Source organism: Streptomyces sp. NPDC088794 (assembly GCF_044750545.1).
In the GTDB taxonomy this organism is placed as follows: domain Bacteria; phylum Actinomycetota; class Actinomycetes; order Streptomycetales; family Streptomycetaceae; genus Streptomyces.
In genome coordinates, this window is sequence record NZ_JBIVKB010000013.1 from 143742 (window position 1) to 168477 (window position 24736).

The 24736-nt window shown below is 71.2% G+C and carries 24 protein-coding genes and 5 tRNA genes; 20 read left to right on the forward strand and 9 right to left on the reverse strand.

Annotation, left to right across the window (positions count from 1 at the left end):
* Window positions 1–35: 35 nt before the first annotated feature.
* Window positions 36–707 (reverse strand): lysophospholipid acyltransferase family protein, encoded by a 672-nt coding sequence (locus ACIP6U_RS32095; RefSeq protein ID WP_401725111.1) that lies wholly within the window; start codon window positions 705–707, stop codon window positions 36–38.
* A 467-nt stretch (window positions 708–1174) separates the two neighbouring features.
* Between ACIP6U_RS32095 and ACIP6U_RS32100 the strand changes: the two genes are divergently transcribed.
* The 3 genes from ACIP6U_RS32100 (at window position 1175) to ACIP6U_RS32110 (ending at window position 3505) form a co-directional block, all read left to right on the forward strand.
* Window positions 1175–2341: a glycerophosphodiester phosphodiesterase gene (locus tag ACIP6U_RS32100; protein WP_401725114.1), complete on the forward strand. Its 1167-nt coding sequence runs from the start codon at window positions 1175–1177 to the stop codon at window positions 2339–2341.
* Window positions 2342–2456: 115 nt separating this feature from the next.
* A complete protein-coding gene (locus ACIP6U_RS32105) occupies window positions 2457–2963 on the forward strand; it encodes an RNA polymerase sigma factor (RefSeq protein WP_401725117.1) in 507 nt (168 codons plus the stop codon).
* Between the two features lie 44 nt (window positions 2964–3007).
* On the forward strand, window positions 3008–3505 hold the full coding sequence (locus ACIP6U_RS32110) for a GNAT family N-acetyltransferase (protein ID WP_401725120.1): 498 nt from the start codon (window positions 3008–3010) through the stop codon (window positions 3503–3505).
* A gap of 21 nt (window positions 3506–3526) precedes the next feature.
* Here ACIP6U_RS32110 and ACIP6U_RS32115 read toward each other — a convergent pair whose 3' ends face one another.
* On the reverse strand, window positions 3527–3895 hold the full coding sequence (locus tag ACIP6U_RS32115; protein ID WP_401725601.1) for a hypothetical protein: 369 nt from the start codon (window positions 3893–3895) through the stop codon (window positions 3527–3529).
* A 70-nt stretch (window positions 3896–3965) separates the two neighbouring features.
* Entirely contained in the window at window positions 3966–4325 is a 360-nt protein-coding gene (locus ACIP6U_RS32120) for a hypothetical protein (RefSeq protein WP_280877974.1), read from the reverse strand.
* Between the two features lie 69 nt (window positions 4326–4394).
* Here ACIP6U_RS32120 and ACIP6U_RS32125 point away from each other — a divergent pair, with 69 nt between their 5' ends.
* From ACIP6U_RS32125 to ACIP6U_RS32170, 10 genes are all read left to right on the forward strand, one after another.
* Window positions 4395–5045, forward strand: coding sequence for an HAD family hydrolase (locus ACIP6U_RS32125; protein WP_401725123.1), 651 nt, complete (start codon window positions 4395–4397; stop codon window positions 5043–5045).
* Window positions 5046–5368: 323 nt separating this feature from the next.
* Complete coding sequence (locus ACIP6U_RS32130) at window positions 5369–6400, forward strand: methionine ABC transporter ATP-binding protein (protein ID WP_401725126.1); 1032 nt, start codon at window positions 5369–5371, stop codon at window positions 6398–6400.
* Window positions 6397–7122 carry a methionine ABC transporter permease gene (locus ACIP6U_RS32135; RefSeq protein ID WP_401725129.1) on the forward strand — a complete coding sequence of 242 codons (726 nt, stop codon included), beginning with the start codon at window positions 6397–6399 and terminating at the stop codon, window positions 7120–7122. Before ACIP6U_RS32130 ends, ACIP6U_RS32135 begins: the two co-directional genes overlap by 4 nt.
* Before the next feature lie 69 nt (window positions 7123–7191).
* On the forward strand, window positions 7192–8028 hold the full coding sequence (locus ACIP6U_RS32140; protein ID WP_401725131.1) for a MetQ/NlpA family ABC transporter substrate-binding protein: 837 nt from the start codon (window positions 7192–7194) through the stop codon (window positions 8026–8028).
* 132 nt (window positions 8029–8160) lie between these two features.
* Window positions 8161–8799, forward strand: a complete 639-nt coding sequence (locus ACIP6U_RS32145) for a GNAT family N-acetyltransferase (RefSeq protein ID WP_401725134.1) — start codon at window positions 8161–8163, stop codon at window positions 8797–8799.
* A gap of 100 nt (window positions 8800–8899) precedes the next feature.
* Window positions 8900–10117, forward strand: a complete 1218-nt coding sequence (gene cbiE / locus ACIP6U_RS32150; RefSeq protein ID WP_401725137.1) for a precorrin-6y C5,15-methyltransferase (decarboxylating) subunit CbiE — start codon at window positions 8900–8902, stop codon at window positions 10115–10117.
* A 392-nt stretch (window positions 10118–10509) separates the two neighbouring features.
* Window positions 10510–14442, forward strand: a complete 3933-nt coding sequence (cobT, locus tag ACIP6U_RS32155) for a nicotinate-nucleotide--dimethylbenzimidazole phosphoribosyltransferase (RefSeq protein ID WP_401725140.1) — start codon at window positions 10510–10512, stop codon at window positions 14440–14442.
* A 283-nt stretch (window positions 14443–14725) separates the two neighbouring features.
* A complete protein-coding gene (gene cobA / locus ACIP6U_RS32160; RefSeq protein WP_401725142.1) occupies window positions 14726–15958 on the forward strand; it encodes a uroporphyrinogen-III C-methyltransferase in 1233 nt (410 codons plus the stop codon).
* A 64-nt stretch (window positions 15959–16022) separates the two neighbouring features.
* Complete coding sequence (locus ACIP6U_RS32165) at window positions 16023–16841, forward strand: TrmH family RNA methyltransferase (protein WP_401725145.1); 819 nt, start codon at window positions 16023–16025, stop codon at window positions 16839–16841.
* 3 nt (window positions 16842–16844) lie between these two features.
* Entirely contained in the window at window positions 16845–17237 is a 393-nt protein-coding gene (locus tag ACIP6U_RS32170) for an NUDIX domain-containing protein (protein WP_401725148.1), read from the forward strand.
* A 37-nt stretch (window positions 17238–17274) separates the two neighbouring features.
* On the opposite strand, the gene ACIP6U_RS32175 is transcribed toward ACIP6U_RS32170, so the two are convergent.
* On the reverse strand, window positions 17275–18678 hold the full coding sequence (locus ACIP6U_RS32175; protein WP_401725150.1) for a protein kinase: 1404 nt from the start codon (window positions 18676–18678) through the stop codon (window positions 17275–17277).
* A gap of 196 nt (window positions 18679–18874) precedes the next feature.
* On the opposite strand from ACIP6U_RS32175, the gene ACIP6U_RS32180 reads away from it, so the two are divergent.
* The 4 genes from ACIP6U_RS32180 to ACIP6U_RS32195 all read left to right on the forward strand — a co-directional run bounded on the left by ACIP6U_RS32180 (window position 18875) and on the right by ACIP6U_RS32195 (window position 21277).
* Entirely contained in the window at window positions 18875–19150 is a 276-nt protein-coding gene (locus tag ACIP6U_RS32180) for a hypothetical protein (protein ID WP_124002793.1), read from the forward strand.
* 198 nt (window positions 19151–19348) lie between these two features.
* Entirely contained in the window at window positions 19349–19555 is a 207-nt protein-coding gene (locus ACIP6U_RS32185; protein WP_401725152.1) for a hypothetical protein, read from the forward strand.
* A gap of 358 nt (window positions 19556–19913) precedes the next feature.
* Window positions 19914–20909, forward strand: coding sequence for a phosphotransferase family protein (locus ACIP6U_RS32190; protein ID WP_401725155.1), 996 nt, complete (start codon window positions 19914–19916; stop codon window positions 20907–20909).
* A gap of 80 nt (window positions 20910–20989) precedes the next feature.
* Window positions 20990–21277, forward strand: a complete 288-nt coding sequence (locus ACIP6U_RS32195; protein ID WP_401725157.1) for a zf-TFIIB domain-containing protein — start codon at window positions 20990–20992, stop codon at window positions 21275–21277.
* Between the two features lie 79 nt (window positions 21278–21356).
* Here the strand turns inward: ACIP6U_RS32195 and ACIP6U_RS32200 are convergent.
* The 5 genes from ACIP6U_RS32200 to ACIP6U_RS32220 form a co-directional block, all read right to left on the reverse strand.
* Window positions 21357–21428, reverse strand: a tRNA-Val gene (locus ACIP6U_RS32200).
* Window positions 21429–21440: 12 nt separating this feature from the next.
* Window positions 21441–21512, reverse strand: a tRNA-Val gene (locus tag ACIP6U_RS32205).
* Window positions 21513–21553: 41 nt separating this feature from the next.
* Window positions 21554–21625: transfer RNA gene (locus ACIP6U_RS32210), tRNA-Val, on the reverse strand.
* A gap of 1 nt (window position 21626) precedes the next feature.
* Window positions 21627–21700: transfer RNA gene (locus tag ACIP6U_RS32215), tRNA-Cys, on the reverse strand.
* A gap of 38 nt (window positions 21701–21738) precedes the next feature.
* Window positions 21739–21811: transfer RNA gene (locus ACIP6U_RS32220), tRNA-Gly, on the reverse strand.
* A 179-nt stretch (window positions 21812–21990) separates the two neighbouring features.
* Here ACIP6U_RS32220 and ACIP6U_RS32225 point away from each other — a divergent pair.
* From ACIP6U_RS32225 to ACIP6U_RS32235, 3 genes are read left to right on the forward strand one after another with little or no spacing between them, the layout of a single operon-like run.
* Complete coding sequence (locus ACIP6U_RS32225) at window positions 21991–23034, forward strand: chorismate-binding protein (protein ID WP_401725159.1); 1044 nt, start codon at window positions 21991–21993, stop codon at window positions 23032–23034.
* Complete coding sequence (locus ACIP6U_RS32230) at window positions 23031–23852, forward strand: aminotransferase class IV (RefSeq protein WP_401725162.1); 822 nt, start codon at window positions 23031–23033, stop codon at window positions 23850–23852. Before ACIP6U_RS32225 ends, ACIP6U_RS32230 begins: the two co-directional genes overlap by 4 nt.
* A 51-nt stretch (window positions 23853–23903) precedes the next feature.
* Entirely contained in the window at window positions 23904–24728 is an 825-nt protein-coding gene (locus ACIP6U_RS32235) for a GNAT family N-acetyltransferase (RefSeq protein ID WP_401725165.1), read from the forward strand.
* Window positions 24729–24736 lie beyond the last annotated feature (8 nt).

Here is a 24736-nt window from a genome sequence, read left to right on the forward strand (position 1 = left end):
GCAACCACAGCGCAGCCGCACCCGAAAACGAACCGCTACGCCGCCTTGGCCTTCGTGGCGTACATGTCCACGTACTCCTGCCCGGACAACCGCATGACCTCGGTCATCACGGAGTCGGTGACAGCCCGCAGCACATACCGATCCCGGTCCATCCCCTCGTACCGCGAGAACTCCAGCGCCTCACCGAACCGAACAGTGACCCGCCCAGGGCGGGGAATCCCCGCACCCCCCGGCTGCAACTTGTCCGTGCCGATCATCGCGAACGGGACGACGGGCGCGCCCGTCATCATCGTGAGCCGGGCGATGCCCGTGCGGCCCCGGTACAGCCGGCCGTCGGGCGACCGCGTGCCCTCGGGATAGATCCCGAAGACCTTGCCCTCCTCCAGCACCCGGCGCCCGGTCATCAACGCCGCCACACCACCGTTGGCACCGTCCCGGTCCACCGGGATCATGCCGACGCCGGTGAAGAACCAGGCCATCAGCCGGCCCTTGAAGCCCTTCCCGGTGACGTACTCGTCCTTGCCGATGAAGAGCACCTGCCGGTCGCAGACCAGCGGAAGGATCATCGAGTCGATGAACGTGAGGTGGTTTCCGGCCAGGATGACGGGACCGTCGCCCGGGATGTGCTCCACGCCCTCCACCTGTGGGCGGAACATCAGGCGCATGATCGGTCCGAGCAGTGCCTTGATGAGCGCGAAGCGGGACAACGGGCCCTCCGGTGTCAAGGGATTCGATATGAGTCTGTGCAGGTCGGGACGATACTCGCGGTTCGACCGGTCGTGCACATCGGGGACCGCGGGTTCACCGAGGTCTTACGCACTGTTGACCCGCGTTTACCTGCGGTGGCGCCCCGTTGGCAGTCGGTAACCGCCCCGGAACGATGTGACGGAGGTCGCGTACCTCGAACGGAGATTCCTATGCGGGCGATCCCCGACGATCCCGGCGAGGTCTCCTGATACGACATCCCGAGTCACCCGCGTGTTCCGGCCGAGGTCTCCCTCGCGTCATGTCCACGACCCTACGATCGGCGCCGAGACAACTAGGGGCTGTCGTTTGGATCAGGCCGGCTGTGAGGTGCGGTGCCTCTTGGCCGAGCCGTGCGTGCCAGGGCCCGCGACGCCGGGCTGATCCAAACGACAGCCCCTAGATCAAGCCGAGGTCAGGGGAGTCGCTCATGGGAGCGCAGGAGAACGAGCAGTCAGGCGGTACCGGGCGACGGGCGCTCCTCGGTGCGGCGGTACTCGGCGCGGGCGGGGCCGTACTCGGTCTGTCCGGCACGGCGAGCGCGGCGGGTGCCGGGCACGGCCACGGCGGCGGACTCAGCAGCCTGCCCAAGCCGACGATCATCGGTCACCGGGGCACCAGCGGCTACCGTCCGGAGCACACCTTCGGCTCGTACGACCTGGCCCTGGACATGGGCGCCGACATCGTCGAGGCCGGTGACCTGGTCCCCACCAAGGACGGTCACCTGGTCTGCCGGCACGAGCCGGAGATCGGCGGCACCACGAACGTCGCCGACCACCCCGAGTTCGCCTCCCGCAAGACCACCAAGTCGCTGGACGGCGTCTCCACCACCGGCTGGTTCACCGAGGACTTCACGCTCGCCGAGCTGAAGACCCTGCGCGCGATCGAGCGCATTCCGGCCAACCGCTCGCACAACACGCTCTACAACGGCCGCTGGGAGATCCCCACCTTCGAAGAGGTGCTCAAGTGGCAGGACGAGCAGACCCGTAAGCGCGGCAAGCAGGTCTTCATCTACCCCGAGATGAAGCACCCCACCTACTTCCGCAAGCGCGGCTTCGAGATGGAGAAGCTGCTCGCGAAGGCCCTGCGCAAGCACGGCAAGGACCGCAGGAACTCGCCGGTCCTCATCCAGTCCTTCGAGCCGACCAGCATCCAGAAGATCAGCAAGCTGGTCGACAACAACCTGGCGGTGCTGCTGTCCGGCACGGGCACCCGCCCCTTCGACTTCATCGACCTGGGCGACCCGCGCACCACCGACGACCTGGTCACGCCGAAGGGCCTGCGCGAGATCGCGACGTACGCGCAGGGCCTGGGTCCGACGCTCGACCTGATCATCACGAAGAACGCCGACGGCAGCCTGAACAAGGAGACCACCCTGGTCGCCGACGCGCACAAGGCGGGCCTGATCCTGCACCCCTACACCATGCGCAACGAGAACCCCTTCCTGCCGCTGGAGTACCGCAAGGGCACGGCCGTGGACGCCTACGGCGACGCGTTCGGCGCCTTCAAGCGGTACTTCGCCACCGGCATCGACGGCGTCTTCACCGACAACGCCGACACCGGTCTGCTGGCCCGCGCGGACTTCCTCAAGCGCTGAACGGCGGCTGAGCCATGGCTCCGTCACTCGTCAACAGCTGAGCACAAAGCCCCGATTGGGGTGACAGTCGGCCGCCCGGGCAACCCATCGCCCGGGCGGCCGCGTCGTGCCGCATATGACGCACAACCTCGTAGCCACCCTGCGCCCACTGCTCGCCGCCGAAGCCTCCGCCGAGGCATATGCCTCCGGAACCGAGCCGGGCGACCTGGAACAGGCCGTCTGGCTCCGCCTCCTGGAGCGCCTCGACTCCGACGGCCCGCCCCGCGACCCGCAGGGCTGGCTGCGCCGGGCTGTCCGCTCCGAGGTCCGCCGCACCCGTCGTACGCACCGCATCGAACGGCCGTACGAGATCGAACCGGCCGACGAAGCCGCCCGCGACCCCGAGCACCTCGCCCTCACCTCGGCCCGCCACCGTGCCCTGCGCGACGCCGTGCGCCGGCTGCCCGGCCGCTGCCCCCGGTTGCTGGAGGCCCTGCTCTCCCCGAAAGACCTGACATACCGGGAAATTGCCGGGGAGTTGGGTATCTCACAGGGAAGTCTCGGCCCGGAACGCTCCAGATGTCTTGGATGTCTCCGTCGTTTGCTCGCGCCGGAGGTTGCGGCACCCGAAGCACGGGGATAGGAGTGAGAACTACAGGCGATCAGGTGAGCGGGAGGCGTGCGCACATGGGCATGAGCGTGACCATCTCGGTGGCGACCGAGCAGGATGCAGAGCAGATCTTCAAGCTCCAGTACCTGAGCTTCCAGAGCGAGGCGGCGCTGTACGGCAACTACCGCATCGACCCGCTCGTCCAGACCCTGGACTCGGTCCGCCAGGAGGTGGCCGCGGACTGCGTCTACGTGGCCCGGCTCGGCGAGGAAGTGGTCGGCTCGGTGCGCGGCCGGATCACCGAGGACGGCTCGGCCGCCATCGGCAAGCTCTGTGTCCACCCCCGCCTCCAGGGCCACGGCATCGGCGCGCGGCTGCTGCGCGCGGCCGAGGGCGCCCTGGTCGAGGAGCGCGGCGCCACGAGGTTCCGCCTCCACACGGGCCACCGCAGCGAGGGCAACCTGCGGCTGTACCGCCGGGTGGGCTACGAGACGGTCGGCACGTCCCAGGGCGCCGACGGCGTACCGATGATCGTCCTGGAGAAGAAGGCGGAGGCGTACGCCACCACCGCGTGACGCCACTGCCGCGGGACGCGACTACGGCTTGGCGGCGCGGTTCTTCCGCAGCCAGTACAGCGCGGAGATCGGCAGCAGTACGGGGATGAAGACGTACCCCATGCCGTAGTCCGACCAGACTGTGGCGTCCGGGAAGGCCGAGGGCTCGACCAGCGTCCAGGTACCGACGATCAGCACACCCGCGAGTTCGGCGGCGCAGCACACCTGTGCCGCCTTGCGGGCCGTCTCGCCACCGCGGACCAGCGAGTACGTGATGAAGCCGTACACCAGGCCGGCGAGCGCCGACAGCGAGTAGGCGAGCGGCGCCCGGTCGAACTCGGTGGCGATCTGGTAGACGGAACGCGAGACCGCGCCGACGACCATCACGCCGTAGAACCAGACGAGCAGCATGCCCGGCCCGCTGACGAGCCGTCCGGGCTGTCCGGCCTTCTCGTCCAGGTTCTCTTCCACGGTGGTCAACTCACCCTCCCCAGATGTCGTAGAGCCGCACTTCGAGGACGGCCAGCACCACACCGCCGGCGGCGACCGTCACCGAACCCCAACGAGTGCGCTCCGCCAGCGACATGAACCCGGCCGCCGGGACGCACGCGAACGCGCCGATCAGATAGGCGACGAAGATCGCCGTGCCCTGGTCCGCCTTCTCGCCCCGCGCCAGTTGCACGATCCCGACCACCAGCTGGACCACGGCCAGGAACGACACCACGGCCATGCCGATGAAGTGCCAGTCCTTCGTCGGCTGATCGCGGTAGGCGGCCCACCCGCACCAGGCGGCGAGCAGCAGCGCGGCGACACCGGTCACCAGCGTCAGGGCATCAAGCATGCCGCGACCCTATTACGGGCCAAAAGGCCCGATGCCGTCGCCCCCGCCGTGCGACGTAGGGTCGGGGCCATGAAGATCCACGCCGAAGCCCTCCTGTTCGACAACGACGGCACGCTCGTCTCCTCCCTCGAATCCGTACGTCGTTGCTGGGCTCGCTGGGCGCGGGAGTACGGCATCACCGCCGAGGCGTTCGAGAGCGTCGAACTGCACGGGCGCACGGCCGCGGAGATAGCCGCCGACCTGCTGCCCGCCGACGTCGTACCGGCGGCCGTCGCGCGGATCGAGCAGCTGGAGGTGGAGGACGTGCCCAACGGAGGCGTCCAGCTGCTGCCCGGCACACAGGCGTTCCTCGCCGCCCTGCCCGCCGAGCGCTGGGCCGTCGTCACCTCCGCCACCCGCCCGCTCGCCGAGGCCCGGCTCGACGCCGTCGGCATCCTGCCCAAGACGCTGATCACCGCCGACGACGTCACCCGCGGCAAGCCCGACCCCGAGCCCTACCTCCGCGCCGCCCGCGAACTCGGCGTCGACCCGGCCCGCTGTGTCGTCTTCGAGGACGCCCCGGCCGGCCTGCGAGCGGGCCGCGCGGCCGGCATGACCACCGTGGCGTTGACCACAACGCACCAGGCCCACGAGCTCACCGCCGACCTCGTGGTGAACGACCTCTCGGCCTTGTCCGCGCTGGTCGGCGCCGGGGGAGTGGAGATCTCGGTACGCGGCTGAAAGGTGTCCGCGGCCGTCCAGCATGCGGACGGCGGCATTTGGTAAGGACCATACGTCTGCTTTACTGATCACATGACCACGACGAGCTACCGCACCCTTGCGACCGAGGCGACCCTGACGCCCGGTGCTCGTTGTATGTGTCGAATGTGCGCCTTCTAGAGGGCCCTCGCACCAACCCCTGAGTCTCGCGCCCCGAAGCGAGCAGCTGCGGCATGTCCGTACGTCGTCGAACGCCGTACGTGACCACTCTGCCCCGCGCACCCCTTGTCTTCCCGTACCAGGGCACACCCACGCCCGCGTACTCGACAGTGACGGAAACCCCAGTGATCACGACATCAGGCCTGACCAAGGTCTACCGCTCGCGCGGCCGTGAGGTCACCGCCCTCGACGGCGTCGATCTCCACGTCCGCGAAGGCGAGGTGTACGGCGTCATCGGCCAGTCCGGCGCCGGCAAGTCCTCGCTCATCCGCTGCGTCAACCTGCTGGAGCGCCCCACCGCCGGGACGGTGACCGTCGCCGGACAGGACCTGACCGCACTGGCCGGCCGCGGCCCCCGCGCCGGCCGGGAACTCCGGCAGGCGCGCAGCCGGATCGGCATGGTCTTCCAGCACTTCAACCTGCTGTCCTCGCGGACGGTCCAGGACAACATCGAGCTGCCGCTGGAGATCCTCGGCAGGTCGGGGAAGGAACGGTCCGCCAAGGCGCTCGAGCTCCTCGACCTGGTCGGGCTCGCCGACAAGGCGAAGGCCTACCCCGCCCAGCTCTCCGGCGGCCAGAAGCAGCGCGTCGGCATCGCCCGCGCCCTGGCCGGCGACCCCAAGGTGCTGCTGTCCGACGAGGCGACCAGCGCCCTCGACCCGGAGACCACCCGCTCGATCCTCCAGTTGCTGCGCGACCTGAACCGGCAGCTGGGCCTGACCGTCCTGCTCATCACCCATGAGATGAACGTCGTGAAGTCCATCTGCGACTCCGCCGCCCTCATGGAGCGGGGCCGCATCGTCGAGTCCGGCACGGTGAGCGAGCTGCTCGCGACCCCGGGCTCCGAACTGGCCGCCGCACTGTTCCCGGTCGACGGCGAGGCCACCGGCGCCGACCGCACGGTCGTCGACGTCACCTTCCAGGGCGAGGCCGCGACCCAGCCGGTCATCTCTCAGCTCTCGCGCACCTACAACATCGACATATCGATCCTCGGTGCCGCCATCGACACCGTCGGCGGACTCCAGGTCGGCCGCATGCGGATCGAGCTGCCCGGGCGTTACGAGGACAACGTCGTGCCCATCGGCTTCCTGCGCGAACAGGGCCTGCAGATCGACATCGTGGGCGACTCCCAGCTCGTGAAGGAAGGTGCCAAGTGACCTGGTCCGAGATGCAGCCGCTGCTGTCCCAGGCGTGTTGGGACACCCTCTACATGGTCGGCTGGTCCACCCTCATCGCCGTGGTCGGCGGGCTGCCGCTCGGCGTGCTCCTCGTCCTCACCGACCGGGGTGGGCTGCTGCAGAACGTCGTCGCCAACAAGGTCGTCGGGCAGGTCGTGAACGTCGCCCGGTCGATGCCGTTCATCATCCTGATGGTCGCGCTGATGAGCTTCACGCGCGCCATCACGGGGACGACCATCGGCCGCGAGGCCGCCATCGTGCCGCTCGCCATCGGCGCCATCCCCTTCTTCGCGCGCCTGGTCGAGACGGCTGTCCGCGAAGTGGACGGCGGGCTCGTGGAGGCCGTGCAGTCGATGGGCGGCAACACCTGGACGATCGTGCGCAAGGTCCTCGTACCGGAATCGCTGCCCTCGCTGATCTCCAGCACCACCACGACGATCGTCGCCCTCATCGGCTACTCCGCGATGGCCGGCACGGTCGGCGCGGGCGGCCTCGGCGACATCGCCATCCGCTACGGCTACCAGCGCTTCGAGACCCAGCTGATCTGGATCACCGTCGCGATCCTCGCCGTCGTCATCTCGCTCATCCAGTTCGCCGGCGACTACGCGGCCCGCACGCTGCACCGGCGCGCCGGTCAGTCCGGGGCCGCCCCCAGGCTCCGGCTGCTCAAGGCGTCCACCGCGACGAGCAAGACCGTCTGAGCCACCCCCACCCAGAACGCCCCGCACACCCACCGCGGGTCGCTGCACCCTGAAGGAAAGGCACTTTTCGTGCGTAACACCACAAAGTTCACCACCGCTGTCCTCGCCGCCGGAGCCCTCACCCTCGGGCTCACCGCGTGCGGTTCGGACAAGGACTCCGCGGGTTCCTCCGCCGACTACAGCGGTCCGCTGGTCGTCGCCGCGAGCCCGACCCCGCACGCCGAGATCCTCAACTACGTCAAGGACAACCTGGCGAAGAAGGCGGGACTCGACCTGGAGGTCAAGGAGTTCCAGGACTACATCGTCCCGAACACGGCGACCGAGGACGGCTCGGTGGACGCCAACTACTTCCAGAACCAGCCCTACCTCGACGACTTCAACAAGAAGCGCGGCACCCACATCGTGCCCGTCGTCACGGTGCACCTGGAGCCGCTCGGCCTCTACTCCCACAAGGTCAAGAACGTCGACGCCCTCAAGAGCGGCGCGACCGTCGCCGTCCCCAACGACGCGGTGAACGAGGCGCGTTCGCTGAAGCTGCTCGCCGCGAACGGGCTCATCACCCTCAAGGACGGCGCGGGCAGCGAGGCGACCCCGCAGGACATCGCGAAGAACCCGAAGAACCTCAAGTTCAAGGAGGTCGAGGCGGCCCAGACCGCGCGCTCCCTGGACGACGTGGACGCGGCGGTGATCAACGGCAACTACGCGATCTCCGCGGACATCAAGCCCGCCAAGGACGCCCTCGTCCTGGAGTCCGCGACGAACAGCCCCTACGGCAACTTCCTCGCGGTCAAGGAAGGCAACGAGAAGGACCCGCGAGTGAAGAAGCTCGCCAAGCTCCTCACCTCTCCGGAGGTCAAGAAGTTCATCGAGGACAAGTACGACGGCTCCGTCATCGCGTCCTTCTAGTCCCGTATCGCCACGCACCGGGTCCACTCCCTCACTTGGGGTGGACCCCATGGTGCGTTTCGGTGGCTGCATGCTGCATGCTGGGCAGTTCAGCGGGCCCTGCATGTTCTTCCGAAGGTTACGGAGCGTCGCATGACTAGCACCTTCCCCAACATCTCCATCAGCACGGAGCGGTTGGTGCTGCGTCCCCTCGACGAGGACGATGTGCCCGCACTGGCCGAGATGATGAACGACGAACAGGTCGGCGCCTGGACCGACGTGCCACAGCCGTACACCGAGGACCGCGCCCGCAGCTGGATCACCGAATACGCGCCGGGCGAACGCGCGTCGGGCCGCGGACTCGACTTCGCCGTCACCGAGTTCCTCACCCAGCGTCTGGTGGGCGTCATCCAACTCGCCAAGACCGACTGGCATGTTCGCTCCACCGAACTGTCGTACATCGTCGGCCCCTGGGCCCGCGGCGAGGGCTACGCCTCGGAGGCCGCGCTCGCCACCGCCCAATGGCTGTTCACCGACCAGAAGTTCGAGCGGATCGAGCTGCGCACGGCGGCCGACAACACCGCCTCGCAGCAGGTCGCGCAGAAGATCGGCTGCATCAGCGAGGGCGTCCTGCGCGGCGCGTGCATAGCGCACGTCCGTGCCGAGGACGGCACTTGGAGCGACGTACGCACCGACTTCATCGTGTGGAGTCTGCTGCCCGAGGACCTCGACGGCACCGAGGAGCAGCTCGCCGACACCAGCGGTTTCACCTCGTACACCGACTGGAACTGAACCCTGGGGGAACGAGCGGAACAGCACCGCCCCGGCGGTACCCGACACCAGGTACCCTCACGGAGCCCGACCTGCGTAAACCTCCTGGAGACTGACGACAATGGCCGACCGCGTCACGGTGATCGGCTGGGACGGCTCGCCGCCGACCGCCGCGGCCCGCTCCGCCCTGGGTGCCGCCACCCTGGTCGCCGGCTCCGCCCACCACCTCGCGCTTCCCGAGGTACCGCCCCGCGCCGAACGCATCCGCCTCGGCAGCGTCGCCCTCGCCGCCCGCCGCATCGCCGCCCACCGGGGCTCCGCGGTCGTCCTCGCCGACGGCGATCCCGGGTTCTTCGGAGTCGTACGCACCCTGCGCGCACCGGAGTTCGGCCTGGAGGTCGAGGTCGTCCCCGCCGTCTCCTCGGTCGCCGCCGCCTTCGCCCGGGCCGGCATGCCCTGGGACGACGCGCAGGTGGTCGTCGCTCACCGCCGCACCCTGCGCCGCGCCGTGAACGTGTGCCGCGCCCACGCCAAGGTCGCCGTCCTCACCTCACCGGGCGCGGGCCCCGCCGAACTCGGCCTGCTCCTGGAGGGCGTGCACCGCACCTTCGTCATCTGCGAGGAACTCGGCACCGACCGCGAACAGGTCACCGTCGTCACCTCCGACAAGGCCGCCGACCACACCTGGCGCGACCCGAACGTCGTCATCGTCATCGGCGGCTCCGCCGCACCCGGCGTCGCCGGCGAGGGCGGCTGGCTGGCCGGACGCGACCCGGGCACCGAACCCCGTGGCTGGGTACTGCCCGACGAGTCGTACGGCGGTCACCTCGGCGAGGGCGAGACGGATCTGCTGCGCGCCGCCCAACTCGCCCGGCTGGGACCGCGCGTCGGCGACCTGGTGTGGGACATCGGCTGCGGCAGCGGCGCCTTCACCGTCGAGGCCGCGCGGGCCGGCGCCGCCGTCATCGCCGTCGACCGCGACGTGGCGGCCTGCGCCCGCACCGAGGCCGTCGCGCGCGGCTTCGGCGTCCAGCCGCAGATCATCCACGGCACCGCCCCGCACGTCCTGGAGAACCTCCCCGAACCCGACGTGGTCCGCGTCGGCGGCGGGGGAGCGGCCGTGGTCTCCGCGGTCGTCGACCGCCGCCCGCAGCGCATCGTCGCGCACGCCGCCACCCGCGACGCGGCCGAACTCCTCGGCCGGGACCTGACGGAGCACGGATACCGCGTCGAGTGCGCGCTCCTGCAGTCCGTCGAACTCGACACGCGCGCGTGGACGGAGAAGGAGCGGAGCGTCGCGTTCCTGCTCAGCGGCGTGCTCCCGGAGCGCACCACGTGAGCCCCGTACCGTCCCAGTGATCCTGATTTATTCCGTCCCGGTGATCCTGTAGTCGTACCGCGCGCGGTAGGCTGGCCGACCGTTGTACCGCATCGGGTGGCCCGGCACTTCGTTCCTCAATGTCCGGAAAACGCGCCCGTTTTGGGATGGGGTGTGGTACGGCACAACCGGGGGATGCGCAACGTGGCGCAGTCCACAGCGGCCCGTCGCGGATCAAGCTGCCAAGGCGGGGCAACGGCCGCGACAATGCCACTGAATGGCTTTGTCGCCTTTTACGGACGGGTCGTTCGTGCCGCTGGACAGGCACGCTCGTTCTTCACTGCGGGGGCGGTCGGTGCGCCGTCCCCGGTGGGCTGGACGTAGAAGCACTAACCGATGGGCGAGGGGTACGCATGACGGACACCGGCCAGGTCCCGGGCGAGGGACTGCCGGAGAGCGCAGGCATGGTGGAACAGCCGGGCGTCCCCCCGCACGGCGCGTACACCTACCTCTCCGAGACCACCGCCGAGGACGAAGACCTGTTGCTGCTCCCGGGCGCCCAGAGCCCCTGGGGCAACGAGGTCGCCCCGCCGGCGCCCGAGCCGGTCGTCGAGACCGTGCACGAGCCGGGCCCGCACGAGACGGCGGGCCGGGACAGCGGCTCGGTCGACCTCAACGGCGTACGCCTGCCCGACCCGACACCCGCGCCCGCCCCGGTCCCGCCGCGCCGCCCCCTGCACCTCGGCCCGCCGACCCCCAACGCCTCCGCGAGCCCGGTCCGCTCCCTCGCCGACCGCGGCCCCACGGGAGCGCCGGTCTGGCAGTCGGGCCCGCCGACCCCCGCCGACCCCGAATACCTCGACGCCTCCCAGCCGCTGAGCGACCTGCCCCCGCAGGGCGGGAGCCCCTGGGGCACCGCCGGGTCGCAGGCGGCGGTCCAGACACCGGTCGCCACCGAGGCCGCGGTCGCCGAAACGGTTGTTCCGGCCGAGCAGCCGAGCCCCGAACTGGTGGAGGCGCCTGCGCCGGCGGCCGTCGCTGAGCAGGAGCCGTCCCACGAGGCCCAGGCGATGCCGACCCCCGAGCCGAACGGCGTTGCCGCGTACGGCGATTCGGTCCCGGAGGCAGAAGGAGCGGAGTACGACCACGGCTTGCACAACGGCCAGATTCCGGTGGGCGTGTCCGCCGCGGAGAGCGGACAGAGCTCCGGCGCCGGGTTCGGCGTGGGCGACGGCCGGGGTGTTGAGCCCCCGTTCGTCGTAGAGGGTGGGCAGAGCTCCGGGGCCGGTGTCCCGGTGGACGGCGTTCCTGGTGGCGGGGCCGGCTTCAACGGGGACGGTGTGCCGGGTCTCCCGGTCGCGCCTGTGGCCGACGGCTCGTACGGCGTTCCCGCCGGGGCCCTGCCGCCGCAGGACGGACCGGCCGACGTTCCGGTGGAGCCCACCGGTCCGGACGCCGCGGCGGTCGAGGCGGCCTGGGCCGGTGCCGATGCCGGAGAGATCGTCGGTACGTTCCCGGAGGCGGGGCAGGTGGCCGACGCGACGACCGACGCGATGACCGGCTCTGAGCCGGTTGCCGAGGCCGAGCCCGTCGACCTGGACCCTGCCGGGCAGGTTCCGGAGAACGTCCAGGCATCCGACAGCGGGCAGTTCGTCGAGGCCGTCGCACCCGAGCCGGCGCACGCTTTCGAGGCGCCGCCCGCCGAAGCCCTGCCGCTGCCGGCACCGGAGCCCGAGGCCGCGGTGGCTTTCGAGACGCCCGCGCCCGAAGCTGGCGTGGCTTACGAGACGGCCGCGCCCGAAGCCGGCGTGGCTTTCGAGACTCCCGTGCCCGAGCCCGCTGTGCCTTTCGAGACGCCGGTGGCCGAAGCCGCCCACGACGACTCCGCCGCCCAAGCGGTCCCCGTCGAGCCCGCCCCCCTGGCTGCCGTCGAGCCGACCGGACTCGCCCCCGCCGTGGAGCCGGTCCTCGAACCGACCGAGCCCGAGCCCTATCTCCTCGAAGCCGTCGAGGTCCTCCCGTTCCCCGAGCCCGCGGACTCGGCGCCGGCCCCCGACGACACGGCGGCGGCCCCGCAACTGGCGGAAGCCGTCGCTCCGGCCGCCGACATCGCCGTATCCCATGAGCCGCCCGTCCAGCCTGTGGACCCCGAGTCCAGTGCCTGGGACGGGCCCGCGCAGCCCGCGTTCCCGGAAGCCGAAGTGCATGTCGTGTCCGACCCGGTGACGCCCCTCGCGGTCGTCGCGTCGGCAGATACGGACACCCCCTCCGACGTTCCTGGTGAAGCGCCGGACGGTCGGTCGCCCCTCGCCCCCCAGGGGCCCGTCACCGGCAACGCGCCCGAGTCCGCGGCCCTCCCCCTGGACCTGGCGGCGCCGGAACAGCCCGTCGGCCAGTTCGTCCCCGTCGAGGGCTCGGTGCCGACCACTCCGCACCTCGCGCCGACCCCGCCGCACCCCCTCGTCCTCCCCGCGGAGGAGGAGTCCGTCGGTACGGTTCCCGCACCCCGGGAGGCCGACCCCGACCTCGTACAGCATGCGGAGGACCTGGAGACCAGGGCCGCCGAGCAGGAAGAGAGCACGGCCGTAGTGGCAGAAGCAGCACAGTCCACCGGTCCGGCCGCGCCCGCCTACGACGACGCCGAGCGCGAGGCCGTGCTCAAGGTCATGCGCGAGCGGCGCGACATCCGCAACGGCTTCCGCAGCGACCCCATCCCGCACGACGTCCTGCTGCGCGTCCTGGAGGCGGCCCACACCGCGCCGTCCGTCGGGCACTCGCAGCCCTGGGACTTCGTCGTGATCCGCTCCGCCGAGACGCGCGGCGCGATGCACGAACTGGCCCAGCGCCAGCGCGAGGCCTACGCCAAGTCGCTGCCGAAGGGCCGGGCGAAGCAGTTCAAGGAACTGAAGATCGAGGCCATCCTCGACACCCCGGTGAACATCGTGGTCACCGCCGACCCGACCCGCGGCGGCCGGCACACCCTCGGCCGCCACACCCAGCCCCAGATGGCGCCGTACTCCGCGGCCCTCGCGGTCGAGAACCTCTGGCTCGCCGCCCGCGCCGAGGGCCTCGGCGTCGGCTGGGTCAGCTTCTTCGACGAGCGCGAGATGGTCCGCGCGCTCGGCCTGCCGGAGCACCTCGAGGTCATCGCGTACCTCTGCGTCGGTTACGTCGACGAGTTCCCGGACGAGCCCGAGCTGATGCAGGCCGGCTGGTCCAAGCGGCGCCCCCTGTCATGGGTCGTGCACGAGGAGACGTACGGCCGTCGGGCACTGCCCGGCGAGGACCCGCACGACCTGCTCGGCGAGACCGTCGCCCAGATCCGCCCGCTGGACGCCAAGGCGCTCGGCGAGGCATGGGAACGCCAGAAGCGGATGACCAAGCCGCCGGGCTCGCTCGGCATGCTGGAGATCATCTCCGCTCAACTGTCCGGGCTGTCCCGGCAGTGCCCGCCGCCGATCCCGGAGCCCGCGGCCGTCGCGATCTTCGCCGGTGACCACGGCGTGCACGCGCAGGGGGTCACCCCGTGGCCGCAGGAGGTGACGGCCCAGATGGTGGCCAACTTCCTCGGCGGCGGCGCGGTCTGCAACGCCTTCGCGACCCAGGTGGGCGCCGAGGTCTGCGTGGTGGACGTCGGCGTCGCGTCCGAACTCCCGGCCACGCCCGGCCTGTTGCCCCGCAAGGTGCGCGCCGGCACGTCCGACATGACGACCGGCCCCGCGATGACCCGCGAGGAGGCCAAGCAGGCCATCGAGGTCGGCATCGAGACCGCCCGCGACCTGGTGGCGGCCGGCAACAAGGCGCTGCTCACCGGCGAGATGGGCATCGCGAACACCACCGCGTCCGCCGCGCTGATCTCGGTCTACACGGACACCGACCCCGCCGAGGTGACGGGCCGCGGCACCGGCATCAACGACGAGACGCTGGCCCGCAAGACCGAGGTCGTCCGCCGCGCCATCGAACTCCACCAGCCTGACCCGGCCGACCCCATCGGCGTACTCGCCGCGATCGGCGGCTTCGAGCACGCGGCCATCGTCGGCCTCCTCCTCGGCGGCGCGTCCCTGCGTACGCCGGTGATCCTGGACGGCGTCAGCGCGGGCGCCGCGGCCCTGGTGGCCCGAGCCATCGCCCCGGAGGTCCTCGCGGCCTGCATCGCCGGCCACCGCAGCGCCGAACCGGGCCACGTGGCCGCCCTGAACAAACTCGGCCTCCGCCCCCTGGTCGACCTGGACCTCCGCCTCGGCGAGGGCACGGGCGCGCTGCTGGCTCTGCCGCTGGTACAGAGCACGGCCAGGGCGATGCACGAGGTGGCGACGTTCGATTCGGCGGGGGTCACGGAGAAGTAGGGCCAGAGGAGCGCTGGGGACGGGGGTTTCGGGGGACCGGTGCCCCGGTTCCTTCATAATTCAGTTGCGCTTGTGGGCAGGCGTTCCGCACGGCGATGGGGGTCCCCCCGCTCGAGCGAAGCCGAGAGTGGGGGAGGGTGGGCACAAGCGCCCACCGGCGTGCACTCGGCAACGAAACCGAGCCACCGCACACCCGAGCCGCCCCAGAATCCCCGCTCCCCTTAAAATCTGCACGTCAGGGCATCCGCATCGCACCACCGCCACACCAGGGAGCCGCACCCCCATGGCCGAACACCCCGCCTACCCCGTAGGCCTCCGCCTCACCGGCCGCAGGGTCGTCGTCCTAGGTGCGGGCCAGGTAGCCCAGCGCCGCCTCCCCGCACTCATCGCGGCAGGCGCCGACATCCTCCTCGTATCCCCCGAAGCAACCCCCTCGGTAGAAGCGATGGTGGACGCGGGCGAACTCACCTGGGAGAAGCGCCCGTACGCGGACGGCGACCTCGCCGACGCCTGGTACGCCCTCATCGCCACCAGCGACCCCGACGCCAACACCGCCGCCTCCGCCGAGGCCGAACGCAACCGAGTCTTCTGCGTCCGCTCCGACGACGCCGACCAGGCCACCGCCTGGACCCCGGCCACCGGCCACAGCGAGGGCGTCACGGTTGCCGTCCTCACCACTGACGCCCGCGGCCGCGACCCCCGCCACACCGCCGCCATCAGGGACGCGGTCGTCGCGGGCCTGCGCGACGGCACCCTCGTCGCCCCGCACCACCGCACCCGCACCCCCGGCGTCGCCCTCGTCGGCGGCGGCCCCGGCGACCCGGACCTGATCACCGTCCGAGGCCGCCGCCTGCTCGCCGAGGCGGACGTCGTCATCACCGACCACCTCGGCCCCCGCGACCTCCTCGCCGAACTCTCCCCGAACGTCGAGGTGATCGACGCGGCGAAGCTGCCCTACGGCCGCTTCATGGCCCAGGAGGCCATCAACAACGCCCTGATCGAACACGCGAAGCAGGGCAAGTCGGTCGTACGGCTGAAGGGCGGCGACCCGTTCGTCTACGGCCGCGGGATGGAGGAGGTCCAGGCGCTCGCCGAGGCCGGCATCCCGTGCACGGTCGTGCCCGGCATCTCCAGCTCGATCTCGGTCCCGGGCGCGGCCGGCATCCCGGTCACCCACCGGGGCGTCGCGCACGAGTTCACGGTGGTCAGCGGCCACATCGCCCCCGACGACGAGCGTTCCCTGGTCGACTGGCCGGCCCTCGCCCGGCTGACCGGCACGCTGGTGATCCTGATGGGCGTCGGCACGATCGGGAAGGTGGCCGAAACCCTCGTGGCGCACGGCAAGTCCCCCGACACCCCGGTCGCCGTGATCCAGGAGGGCACCACCGCAGGTCAGCGCCGCGTCGACGCGACCCTCGCGACGGTCGCCGAGACGGTCCGCACGGAGGAAGTGAAGGCCCCGTCGGTCATCGTCATCGGCGAGGTCGTGGACGTAGGCCCCAAGAAGCTTGCGTAACCACGGGTAACCCAACCCGGTTCCAGCCGTTGGCACCACACCCAGGACAAGGCAGTATCACCCTGTGGCCGATCTCATCACCGTTGAGGATCCCGACGACCCGCGCCTGCGTGATTACACGGGCCTGACCGACGTAGAGCTGCGCCGTAAGCGCGAACCGGCCGAGGGCCTGTTCATCGCCGAGGGCGAGAAGGTCATCAGACGGGCCAAGGACACTGGTTACGAGATGCGCTCGATGCTGCTGTCCGCGAAGTGGGTCGACGTCATGCGTGACGTCATCGACGAACTCCCCGCCCCCGTCTACGCGGTGAGCCCGGAGCTGGCTGAACAGGTCACCGGCTACCACGTGCACCGCGGCGCGCTCGCCTCCATGCAGCGCAAGCCGCTGCCGACGGCGGCCGACCTGCTCCAGACCACCCGCCGCGTGGTCGTCATGGAGTCCGTCAACGACCACACCAACATCGGCGCGATCTTCCGCTCGGCGGCGGCCCTGGGCATGGACGCGGTCCTGCTCTCCCCGGACTGCGCCGACCCCCTGTACCGCCGCAGCGTCAAGGTCTCGATGGGCGCCGTCTTCTCCGTCCCCTACGCCCGCCTCGACACCTGGCCCAAGGGCCTGGAGTCGGTCCGCGAGGCCGGCTTCACCCTCCTCGCCCTCACCCCGGACGAGAAGGCCAGATCCCTCGACGAGGCCGCCCCGCACCGCATGAACCGCGTCGCCCTGATGCTCGGCGCCGAGGGCGACGGCCTCTCCACGCAGGCCCTGGTGGCCGCCGACGAATGGGTCCGCATCCCCATGTCCCACGGCGTCGACTCCCTGAACGTCGGCGCGGCGGCCGCGGTCGCCTTCTACGCGGTGGCCACCGGCCGCCCCGAGGCGTAAGCGATGGCACGGCGCGAGGCGATCGTGGCGGTACTGCGCCGCGACGGCCGGGTCCTGGTCGTCCGGCGCGGCCCCACCGTCGCCCGCCCCGGCTACTGGCAACCCCTGAGTGGCAAACTCGAACCGGGGGAGACCCAGCAACAGGCCCTGGTCCGCGAGGTCCACGAGGAGATCGGCCTGACCGTCTCCCCGGGCGCCAAGGTCTGGGAGTCACTCACCGACGACGGCCACTTCCGCCTCCACTGGTGGACCGCCGAGAACTCCACCGACGAACCCGTCCCCGACGGCGACGAGGTCACCGAGGCCCGCTGGGTCACACCGGAGGAGTACCTCGCGCTCACCCCGGTCTTCGAGGCCGACCGAGAGTTCTTCGAACGAATCCTGCCGACCCTCTGACGCCCCGTTCGGTCTGACGCTCATTCGGGCTGACGCCCTATTGAGAAGCGGCCCGATCCGCGTGCGGCTGCTCCTGCCGTACGACATCACGGTCCCCGCCGAGCCCCCGCGACGGCCCCTGACATCCCTGCGCGGCGGCGATGCCGAGCGCAACGAGCAGCGTCACCACGACGAACACGAACAGCCGTTGCCGCAACAGCCGCGGATTGGCGGGCCGCCGACCGGTCCCCGTGGGCCGGGGCCCCGGCCGCCCGGTACCGCTGCGCGGCGCGGGCCGACTCCCACTGCCGTTGCCGGAACGCGTCGTGTTCCGCGCGGGGGGCGTGCTGCGGCCACCCGCGCGGGACGAGGACGGACCACCCCCGCGGGACGCACTGCTACCCCGGGAAGGAGCATTGCCCCGAGGCCCGGCCGAACCCTGCGAACCCGCCGGATTCCCCTGCCCGCCGTGCCCCGCCTGCGAGCCCTGCTGTCCCCCCTGTGAACCCTTGGTCCCCTGCGGAGGCCGCCGCTGGACGGCGCGCTGCTGGTCCGGATAGGTGTCCGAGAGCCGCCCGGTGGGCCGGTCCGCCTCACCGGCGCGGGGCGCGGGCGGACGTACGTCGCCGAGCCCCTGGGTCTCGCGGGCGGCGATCTCCTTGAGGCGGAGCGACAGTTGGAGGGTGCTGGGCCGGTCCTGGGGGTCCTTCGCCAGACAGGCCCGCACGAGCGGTGCGAGCGCGTCCGGGACCCCGTGCAGCTGGGGCTCCTCGTGCACGACGCGGTACAGCATCACCTCGGAGCTGCCGTGCCCGAAGGGCGAGTCACCCATCGAGGCGTACGCGAGGGTCGCGCCGAGGGAGAAGACGTCGGTGGCCGGAGTGACGGCGGCCCCGCGCACCTGCTCGGGCGCGAGGAAGCCGGGCGAGCCGACGGCCGTACCGACGTGGGTGAGCGTGGAGGCCCCGGTCGCCCAGGCGATACCGAAGTCGATGATCCGCGGCCCCTTGGGGGACAGCAGAATGTTGGAGGGCTTGAGATCCCGGTGCACCACGCCGGCCTCGTGCACGGCGACGAGCCCTTCCGACAGGGCAGCCCCCACCGCAGCCACCTCGGCCGCACCCAGCGACCCCTCGTCGGCGACCTTGTCGTGCAGGGAGGGGCCGGGCACGTACTGCGTGGCGAACCACGGCCGGTCGGCGTCGAGATCCGCGGCGACCAGCCGGGCGGTGCACCCGCCCCTGATCCGCCGCGCGGCGGAGACCTCACGGGCGAACCGCGACCGGAACTCCTGATCCTCCGCCAGGTCGGGCCGGATCACCTTGAGCGCGACCCGCTGCCCCTTCTTGTCGGAGCCCAGATAGACAACGCCCATCCCACCCGCGCCGAGCCGTCTGTGAAGCCTGAACGAGCCGACGACACGCGGGTCCTCGCGCCTCAGGCGCATCATCGCCATGTTCATCCCCGCTGCCCGGTCCGTGTGACGAGCGACAGCTTACGTTTCCACGGCCGCCCGCGCGCAGAGGCCGCGCCCTCTCGCCCCAACGGATTGTCAGTGCCGGGTGGGAGACTTGAAGAGTGGTCAGGGACCGCGTGAACAGCGGGACTTCGACCGCCCTGTGATCCCAACCACCCGCCACAGAAGGGGGATTGAGCGCGTGAAGGGTGATCGCGTGGAGATAGTCGTGGACGCCGGGGACACGACAAGGACGTACGAGGTGGTGGCGAGCAGAGCGGGCCGTCGGGTGGAGACGGCGGTCCGCCGAGGTGTCGTGGAAGTGAGCGAAGTCACCCGGAGCGGTTCCGTGGTCCGCACGGCCCGTTTCATGGCGACCCGGGTGCTGGCCCTGGTCGAACAGCCGGTGCCCAGGGAGGACAGCTCGGAGAAGGCAGGGCACACCGGACAGCCCCTCCGGGAAGACCCTGAGACCTAGGACCATTTCTCCACCCAGGGGAGTAGTTCCCAGGTCATGGCTCATCCTCCGGGAGGCCCGGGAATCGATACGAGGGCATGACGTGCGACAGAGGCCGGACGCCTAGATTTGAAGTCAAGCGGCGGGTGCAGCACTCGTCCCCCGAGGTCAGACACCCGCCGCTGCCAACGACAACTGAGTTCGGTCAGGAGAGGGACCATGGCCTACACGGCACCGCGGGCACAGATCCGCACGCAGGAGCGCAAGGCGCACACCGCTTTCCGCCCCCGCCGTCAGGGCCGCCGCCACCCCTTGGTGGCGACACTCATGGCCCTCCCCTTGGCTGCGCTACTGCTCCTCGTCTTCGACGGCTGGGAGACAGTAGCGACACAGGCGTCGTCCGTGGGAGTGATGCTGGGGCGCTGAGCGGCGACCCCAGGCCCGGAAGAGCGGTCCGGGCGGGGACATCCACCCATGAAACCCCGTGGGGACGGGGGTGCGGCGGACGGCAAAACGCCGGCGCAGCTGGGGAGCTGCGCCGGCGTTGCTTTGCCCGAAAACGCCGGCACGCATCTTGGTTTCTGTCCTGTGCGTTCTGTCTTTGGTTTTTCAGCCCGTCCGGCGTTTGAGGACAAGGCCCGTTCAGGGCCGATGGGGGTCCAGGGGGCGGAGCCCCCTGGCGGGGTCGAAGGGGGCAGCGCCCCTGGAGGATGGGACGGGTAGGGGCGGCGGGGGCGAGAATCGTACGCTCGTGCACCAGACTCACCCGCGCCCAGGGAGCCCCGTGACCGCCACCCCCCTGCTCACCGAACTCACCACCCGAGCCAGGGCCACGGCACACACACGCACCCCCACCTGCCCCTGTCTCCGCGGCACAGCGCCCCGCACGGAAACCCTCGCCGACCGCCCCGACGCCACAGTCGTCCGCCACGCGGACACCGTCGCGAAGGCCCACGCTCCCACCACCCCCCTCCCCGACCTCACCACCCGCCTCACCACAGCCGCCCACCTCCCCGGCATCTTCCTCCCCCCACTCGTCCCGACCCCCGTCGACCTGCACGGCCGCCTGGTGACCTTCTGGCCGTACGGCACCCCCGTGGACCCGGAGGACCCCGACGCGGCCCCCTGGGAAGCCGCCGCCACCCTCCTCGCCCACCTCCACCGCACCCCCCTCGCAACCGTCGCCCCCACGACCACACGCACCCCCCTGCCCCTGCCCCCCATGCAGGGCCCCACCAAAGCGGCCCACGCCGTCGCCCGCCTCCAAGCCGCCCCAACCACCGCCGCCCAACACCCCGCCGTACCCCCCGTCCTCGCCGCCTGGTCCACCCTCCCCCCGTGGGCCCGAGCCGAGACCCCCATGCCCGACCGCACCACCCTCTGCCACGGCGACCTCCACCTCGGCCAACTCGTCCGTCACCCCACCCCCGACGGCCCGTGGCACCTCATCGACGTCGACGACCTCGGCACCGGCGTCCCCACCTGGGACCTCGCCCGCCCCGCCGCCTGGTACGCCTGCGGTCTCCTCCCGCCCGACGAGTGGACCCGCTTCCTCTCCGCGTACCGCGCGGCCGGCGGCCCGGCCGTCCCGCCCGACGGCGACCCCTGGCCCGCCCTGGACGTCCCGGCCCGCGCCCTCACCGTGCAGACGGCGGCCCGCGCGATCGTCAAGGCGACCGCCGAGCAACGCCCCCTGGACGAGATCGAGATGTCCGTGATCGACGCATGCGCCCGAATGAGTTCTGCCGCACCGGACTTGCCTCCCGGTTTCCCGAAGTAGGGTGCAACCGACCGCCGCCGGACGGAGTCTGTCCTGGCGAAACGGGAAACAGGTCCGACGGGCGAGGAGTTGAGCCGGCCATGCAGTGTCCGAAGTGTCATGGGTCGATGCAGACGTACAACCGCAACGGTGTCCAGATCGAGCAGTGCAGCAACTGCCGCGGGATCTTTCTCGACTACGGCGAGCTCGAGGCGCTGACCCGTGTGGAGTCCCAGTGGCAGCAGCCCGCCCCGCCGCCCCCGGGCCCGCAGGGCTACCCGGCCCCGGCCGCACCCGCCTGGGGCGCCCCGCACGGCGGAGCCCACTACGGCGGACACGGTGGTCACCACCGGCAGAAGAGCTTCGGCCGCATGCTGTTCTCCAGCTGACCGGAACCACGGTCCGGACGCCCGGTCCGGACCACGAAGAAGCCCCCAACCGTCCGAGACGGCTGGGGGCTTCGGTGTGTGGACGATACTGGGATTGAACCAGTGACCTCTTCCGTGTCAGGGAAGCGCTCTCCCGCTGAGCTAATCGTCCTCATGTGCTGCGTGCGCGATACTGGGATTGAACCAGTGACCTCTTCCGTGTCAGGGAAGCGCTCTCCCGCTGAGCTAATCGCGCGGGGTCGAAGCCTCACGGCTTCAGAAGCCGGAAGGCTCCAGTGGACGATACTGGGATTGAACCAGTGACCTCTTCCGTGTCAGGGAAGCGCTCTCCCGCTGAGCTAATCGTCCTTGGAGGTGGAGACGGGATTTGAACCCGTGTAGACGGCTTTGCAGGCCGTTGCCTCGCCTCTCGGCCACTCCACCCGGAGTGCGGGGGTCGGGAAGATCCCCCGTTTCCTACGAGCGGACGACCAGGTTCGAACTGGCGACCTCAACCTTGGCAAGGTTGCGCTCTACCAACTGAGCTACGTCCGCTTGTCGTTTCCGGTCCGCTCGCGCGACCCGGCGACGTGTTGAACTCTAGCGGATTCCGGGGCCAGTACAAAAACGCGTTTGTGCAGCGTGCTGCGCTGCGCCCGCTCACGCGCGTGGCCTGGGCATCCTCGGGGACACGGCCGGGCCACCTCCAGGACACCCGCCATAGACTCGACCGCGTGCACGACCTCCCGCCCCTCGCCCGCTTCGGTGACCGCGTCGCCACCGGGCTCCTCGACGTCACCGACGATCCCGCCGCGCTGGACTCCACCGGTTTCTGGGCCGTGGCCGCGGACTTCGAGGGCCGTCTGACCTGCGCGCGCTTCAGCGACGTACGAGAGGAACCGGTGCCCGCGCCGATGCCGGGGCGGTGGCGTGGGCCGGCGGCCGGTGGCTGGACGTCGTCGCTCGGCCGCGTCGCGTACACGGCGGGTGTGCGCCGGATCCGGGAGCACATCGCGGCCGGTGAGGTCTACCAGGCGAACCTGTGCCGGGTGCTCGCCGCGCCCGTCGCCGCCGACGCCGACGTGGACGCCCTGACCGCGCTGCTGGCCCGCGGCAACCCGGCGCCGTACGCAGGAACGATCCGGCTGCCGGAGCACGGTGTGGAGATCGCCACCGCGTCCCCGGAGTTGTTCCTGCGCCGCGCCGGACGGGTCGTCGAGTCCGGGCCGATCAAGGGCACCGGGCGCACCGAGGCGGACCTTCTGGAGAAGGACTACGCCGAGAACGTGATGATCGTGGACCTGGTCCGCAACGACCTCGGGCGGGTGTGCGCCACCGGCAGTGTGACCGTGCCCGACCTGTGCGCGGTGGAGAAGCACCCGGGGCTCGTGCACCTGGTGTCGACGGTCCACGGCGAACTGCGCGCCGGCGCCGGCTGGCCGGAGTTGCTCGCCGCCGCCTTCCCGCCCGGCTCGGTCACCGGCGCGCCCAAGTCCAGCGCCCTGCGGATCATCGACGCCCTGGAGACGGCACCGCGCGGCCCGTACTGCGGTGGCATCGGCTGGGTCGACGCCGATCGCGGGACGGGCGAACTGGCCGTCGGGATCCGGACGTTCTGGATCGACCGGGCGGCGGGAGAGCTGCGCTTCGGCACCGGCGCCGGCATCACCTGGGGTTCCGATCCCGAGGGGGAGTGGCGGGAGACCGAGCTGAAGGCGGGCCGGCTGCTCGCGATAGCGTCGGGGGCGTACGAGGTGAGTGGAGAGGGACTGACGTGAAGATCTGGCTCGACGGCGGGCTCCAGGACATCGAGTCCGCCCGCGTCTCCGTCTTCGACCACGGACTGACCGTGGGCGACGGCATCTTCGAGACGCTGAAGGCGGTGGACGGCAGGCCGTTCGCGCTCACCCGGCACCTGGACCGGCTGACCCGCTCCGCACAGGGTCTCGGCCTGCCGGACCCGGACCACGACGAGGTCCGCCGCGCCTGCGCGGCCGTGCTGGACGCGAACCCGATGCCGCTAGGCCGCCTGCGCATCACGTACACGGGCGGCCACGGCCCGCTCGGTTCGGACCGCGGCGACACCGGCCCCACCCTCGTCGTCGCGCTCGGCGAGACCACCCGCCGCGCGGACTCCACGGCGGTCATCACGGTCCCGTGGACCCGCAACGAACGCGGCGCTCTCACCGGCTTGAAGACCACCTCGTACGCCGAGAACGTCGTGGCCCTGGCCCGCGCGCACCGTGCCGGCGCTTCCGAGGCGCTGTTTCCCAACACGGTCGGGCAGCTCTGCGAGGGCACCGGGTCGAACGTCTTCGTCGTCCTGGACGGCGAGATCCACACCCCGCCGCTCGCCTCAGGGTGCCTCGCGGGCGTCACGCGCGCGTTGGCGGTCGAATGGACCGGCGCCAAGGAGACCGACCTGCCGCTCGACGTCCTGGAGCGGGCGGACGAGGTCTTCCTCACCTCCACCCTGCGGGACGTCCAGGCCGTGCACCGCGTCGACGACCGTGAACTCCCGGGCGCGCCTGGCCCGGTGACGGCGAAGGCCATGCGGATCTTCGACGAGCGGTCCGGCGACGACCAGGATCCGTGAGCCGAATTAATTAGGCAGACGTCGGCGCCGACTGCGGGTAGAACTCCCTTGATGACCACCACCCTGCGGCCGACCGAGCCGCTCCAGCGCGCCGCCGACGGGACGCGTTCACGCCACTACCAGGTGTGCGTGAACAGCCGTCCCGTCGGCACCCTCCACCTCGGCACCTCGCCCGCCTTCGGCGACGCGGTGGCCCGCATCGTCGACCTGCGCATCGAGGAGCCGGACCGCCGTCGGGGCCGCGGCACGGTGGCGGCGCTGGCCGCCGAGGAGGTGGCGCGCGGCTGGGGCTGCCGACAGATCGAGATCGGCGTGGCCGCCGACGCGGAAGCGGCCCTGCGGCTCGTCAAGGCGGTCGGCTACGTCCCGCGCAACCGCGGCATGCGCAAGCCGCTCGGCGACACCCCGCCCGCCCTGCCGGCCGGCAGCCACGGCCGCCCCATGACCGAGGCCGACTTCGCGGCGTGGCACGCGCACGAGTCGGAGGCGTACGCGCGCACGTGGATCGAGCGCGGCGTCCCCGAGGCCGAGGCGTACGCGAAGGCCCGGCGCGACCACGAGGCCCTGCTGCCGCACGGGCTCGCCACCGAGAACATGCTGTTCAGCGTCCTAGAACACGAGGGCACTCCGGTGGGCACCCTGTGGGTGGCACTGACGGCGGACGGGGCCTTCGTCTACGACGTGGAGGCCGACGCCGCCCACCGCGGCCGCGGACACGGCCGTACGCTCATGCTGCTCGCGGAGACCCAGGCGATCGCCGCAGGCAGCCGCACCCTCGGCCTCAACGTGTTCGCCGACAACACCCCGGCCGAGCGGCTGTACGAGTCCCTCGGCTACGAGACGACGCGGTACGCCCTGTACAAGTCGCTGCTGTAGGGACGAGC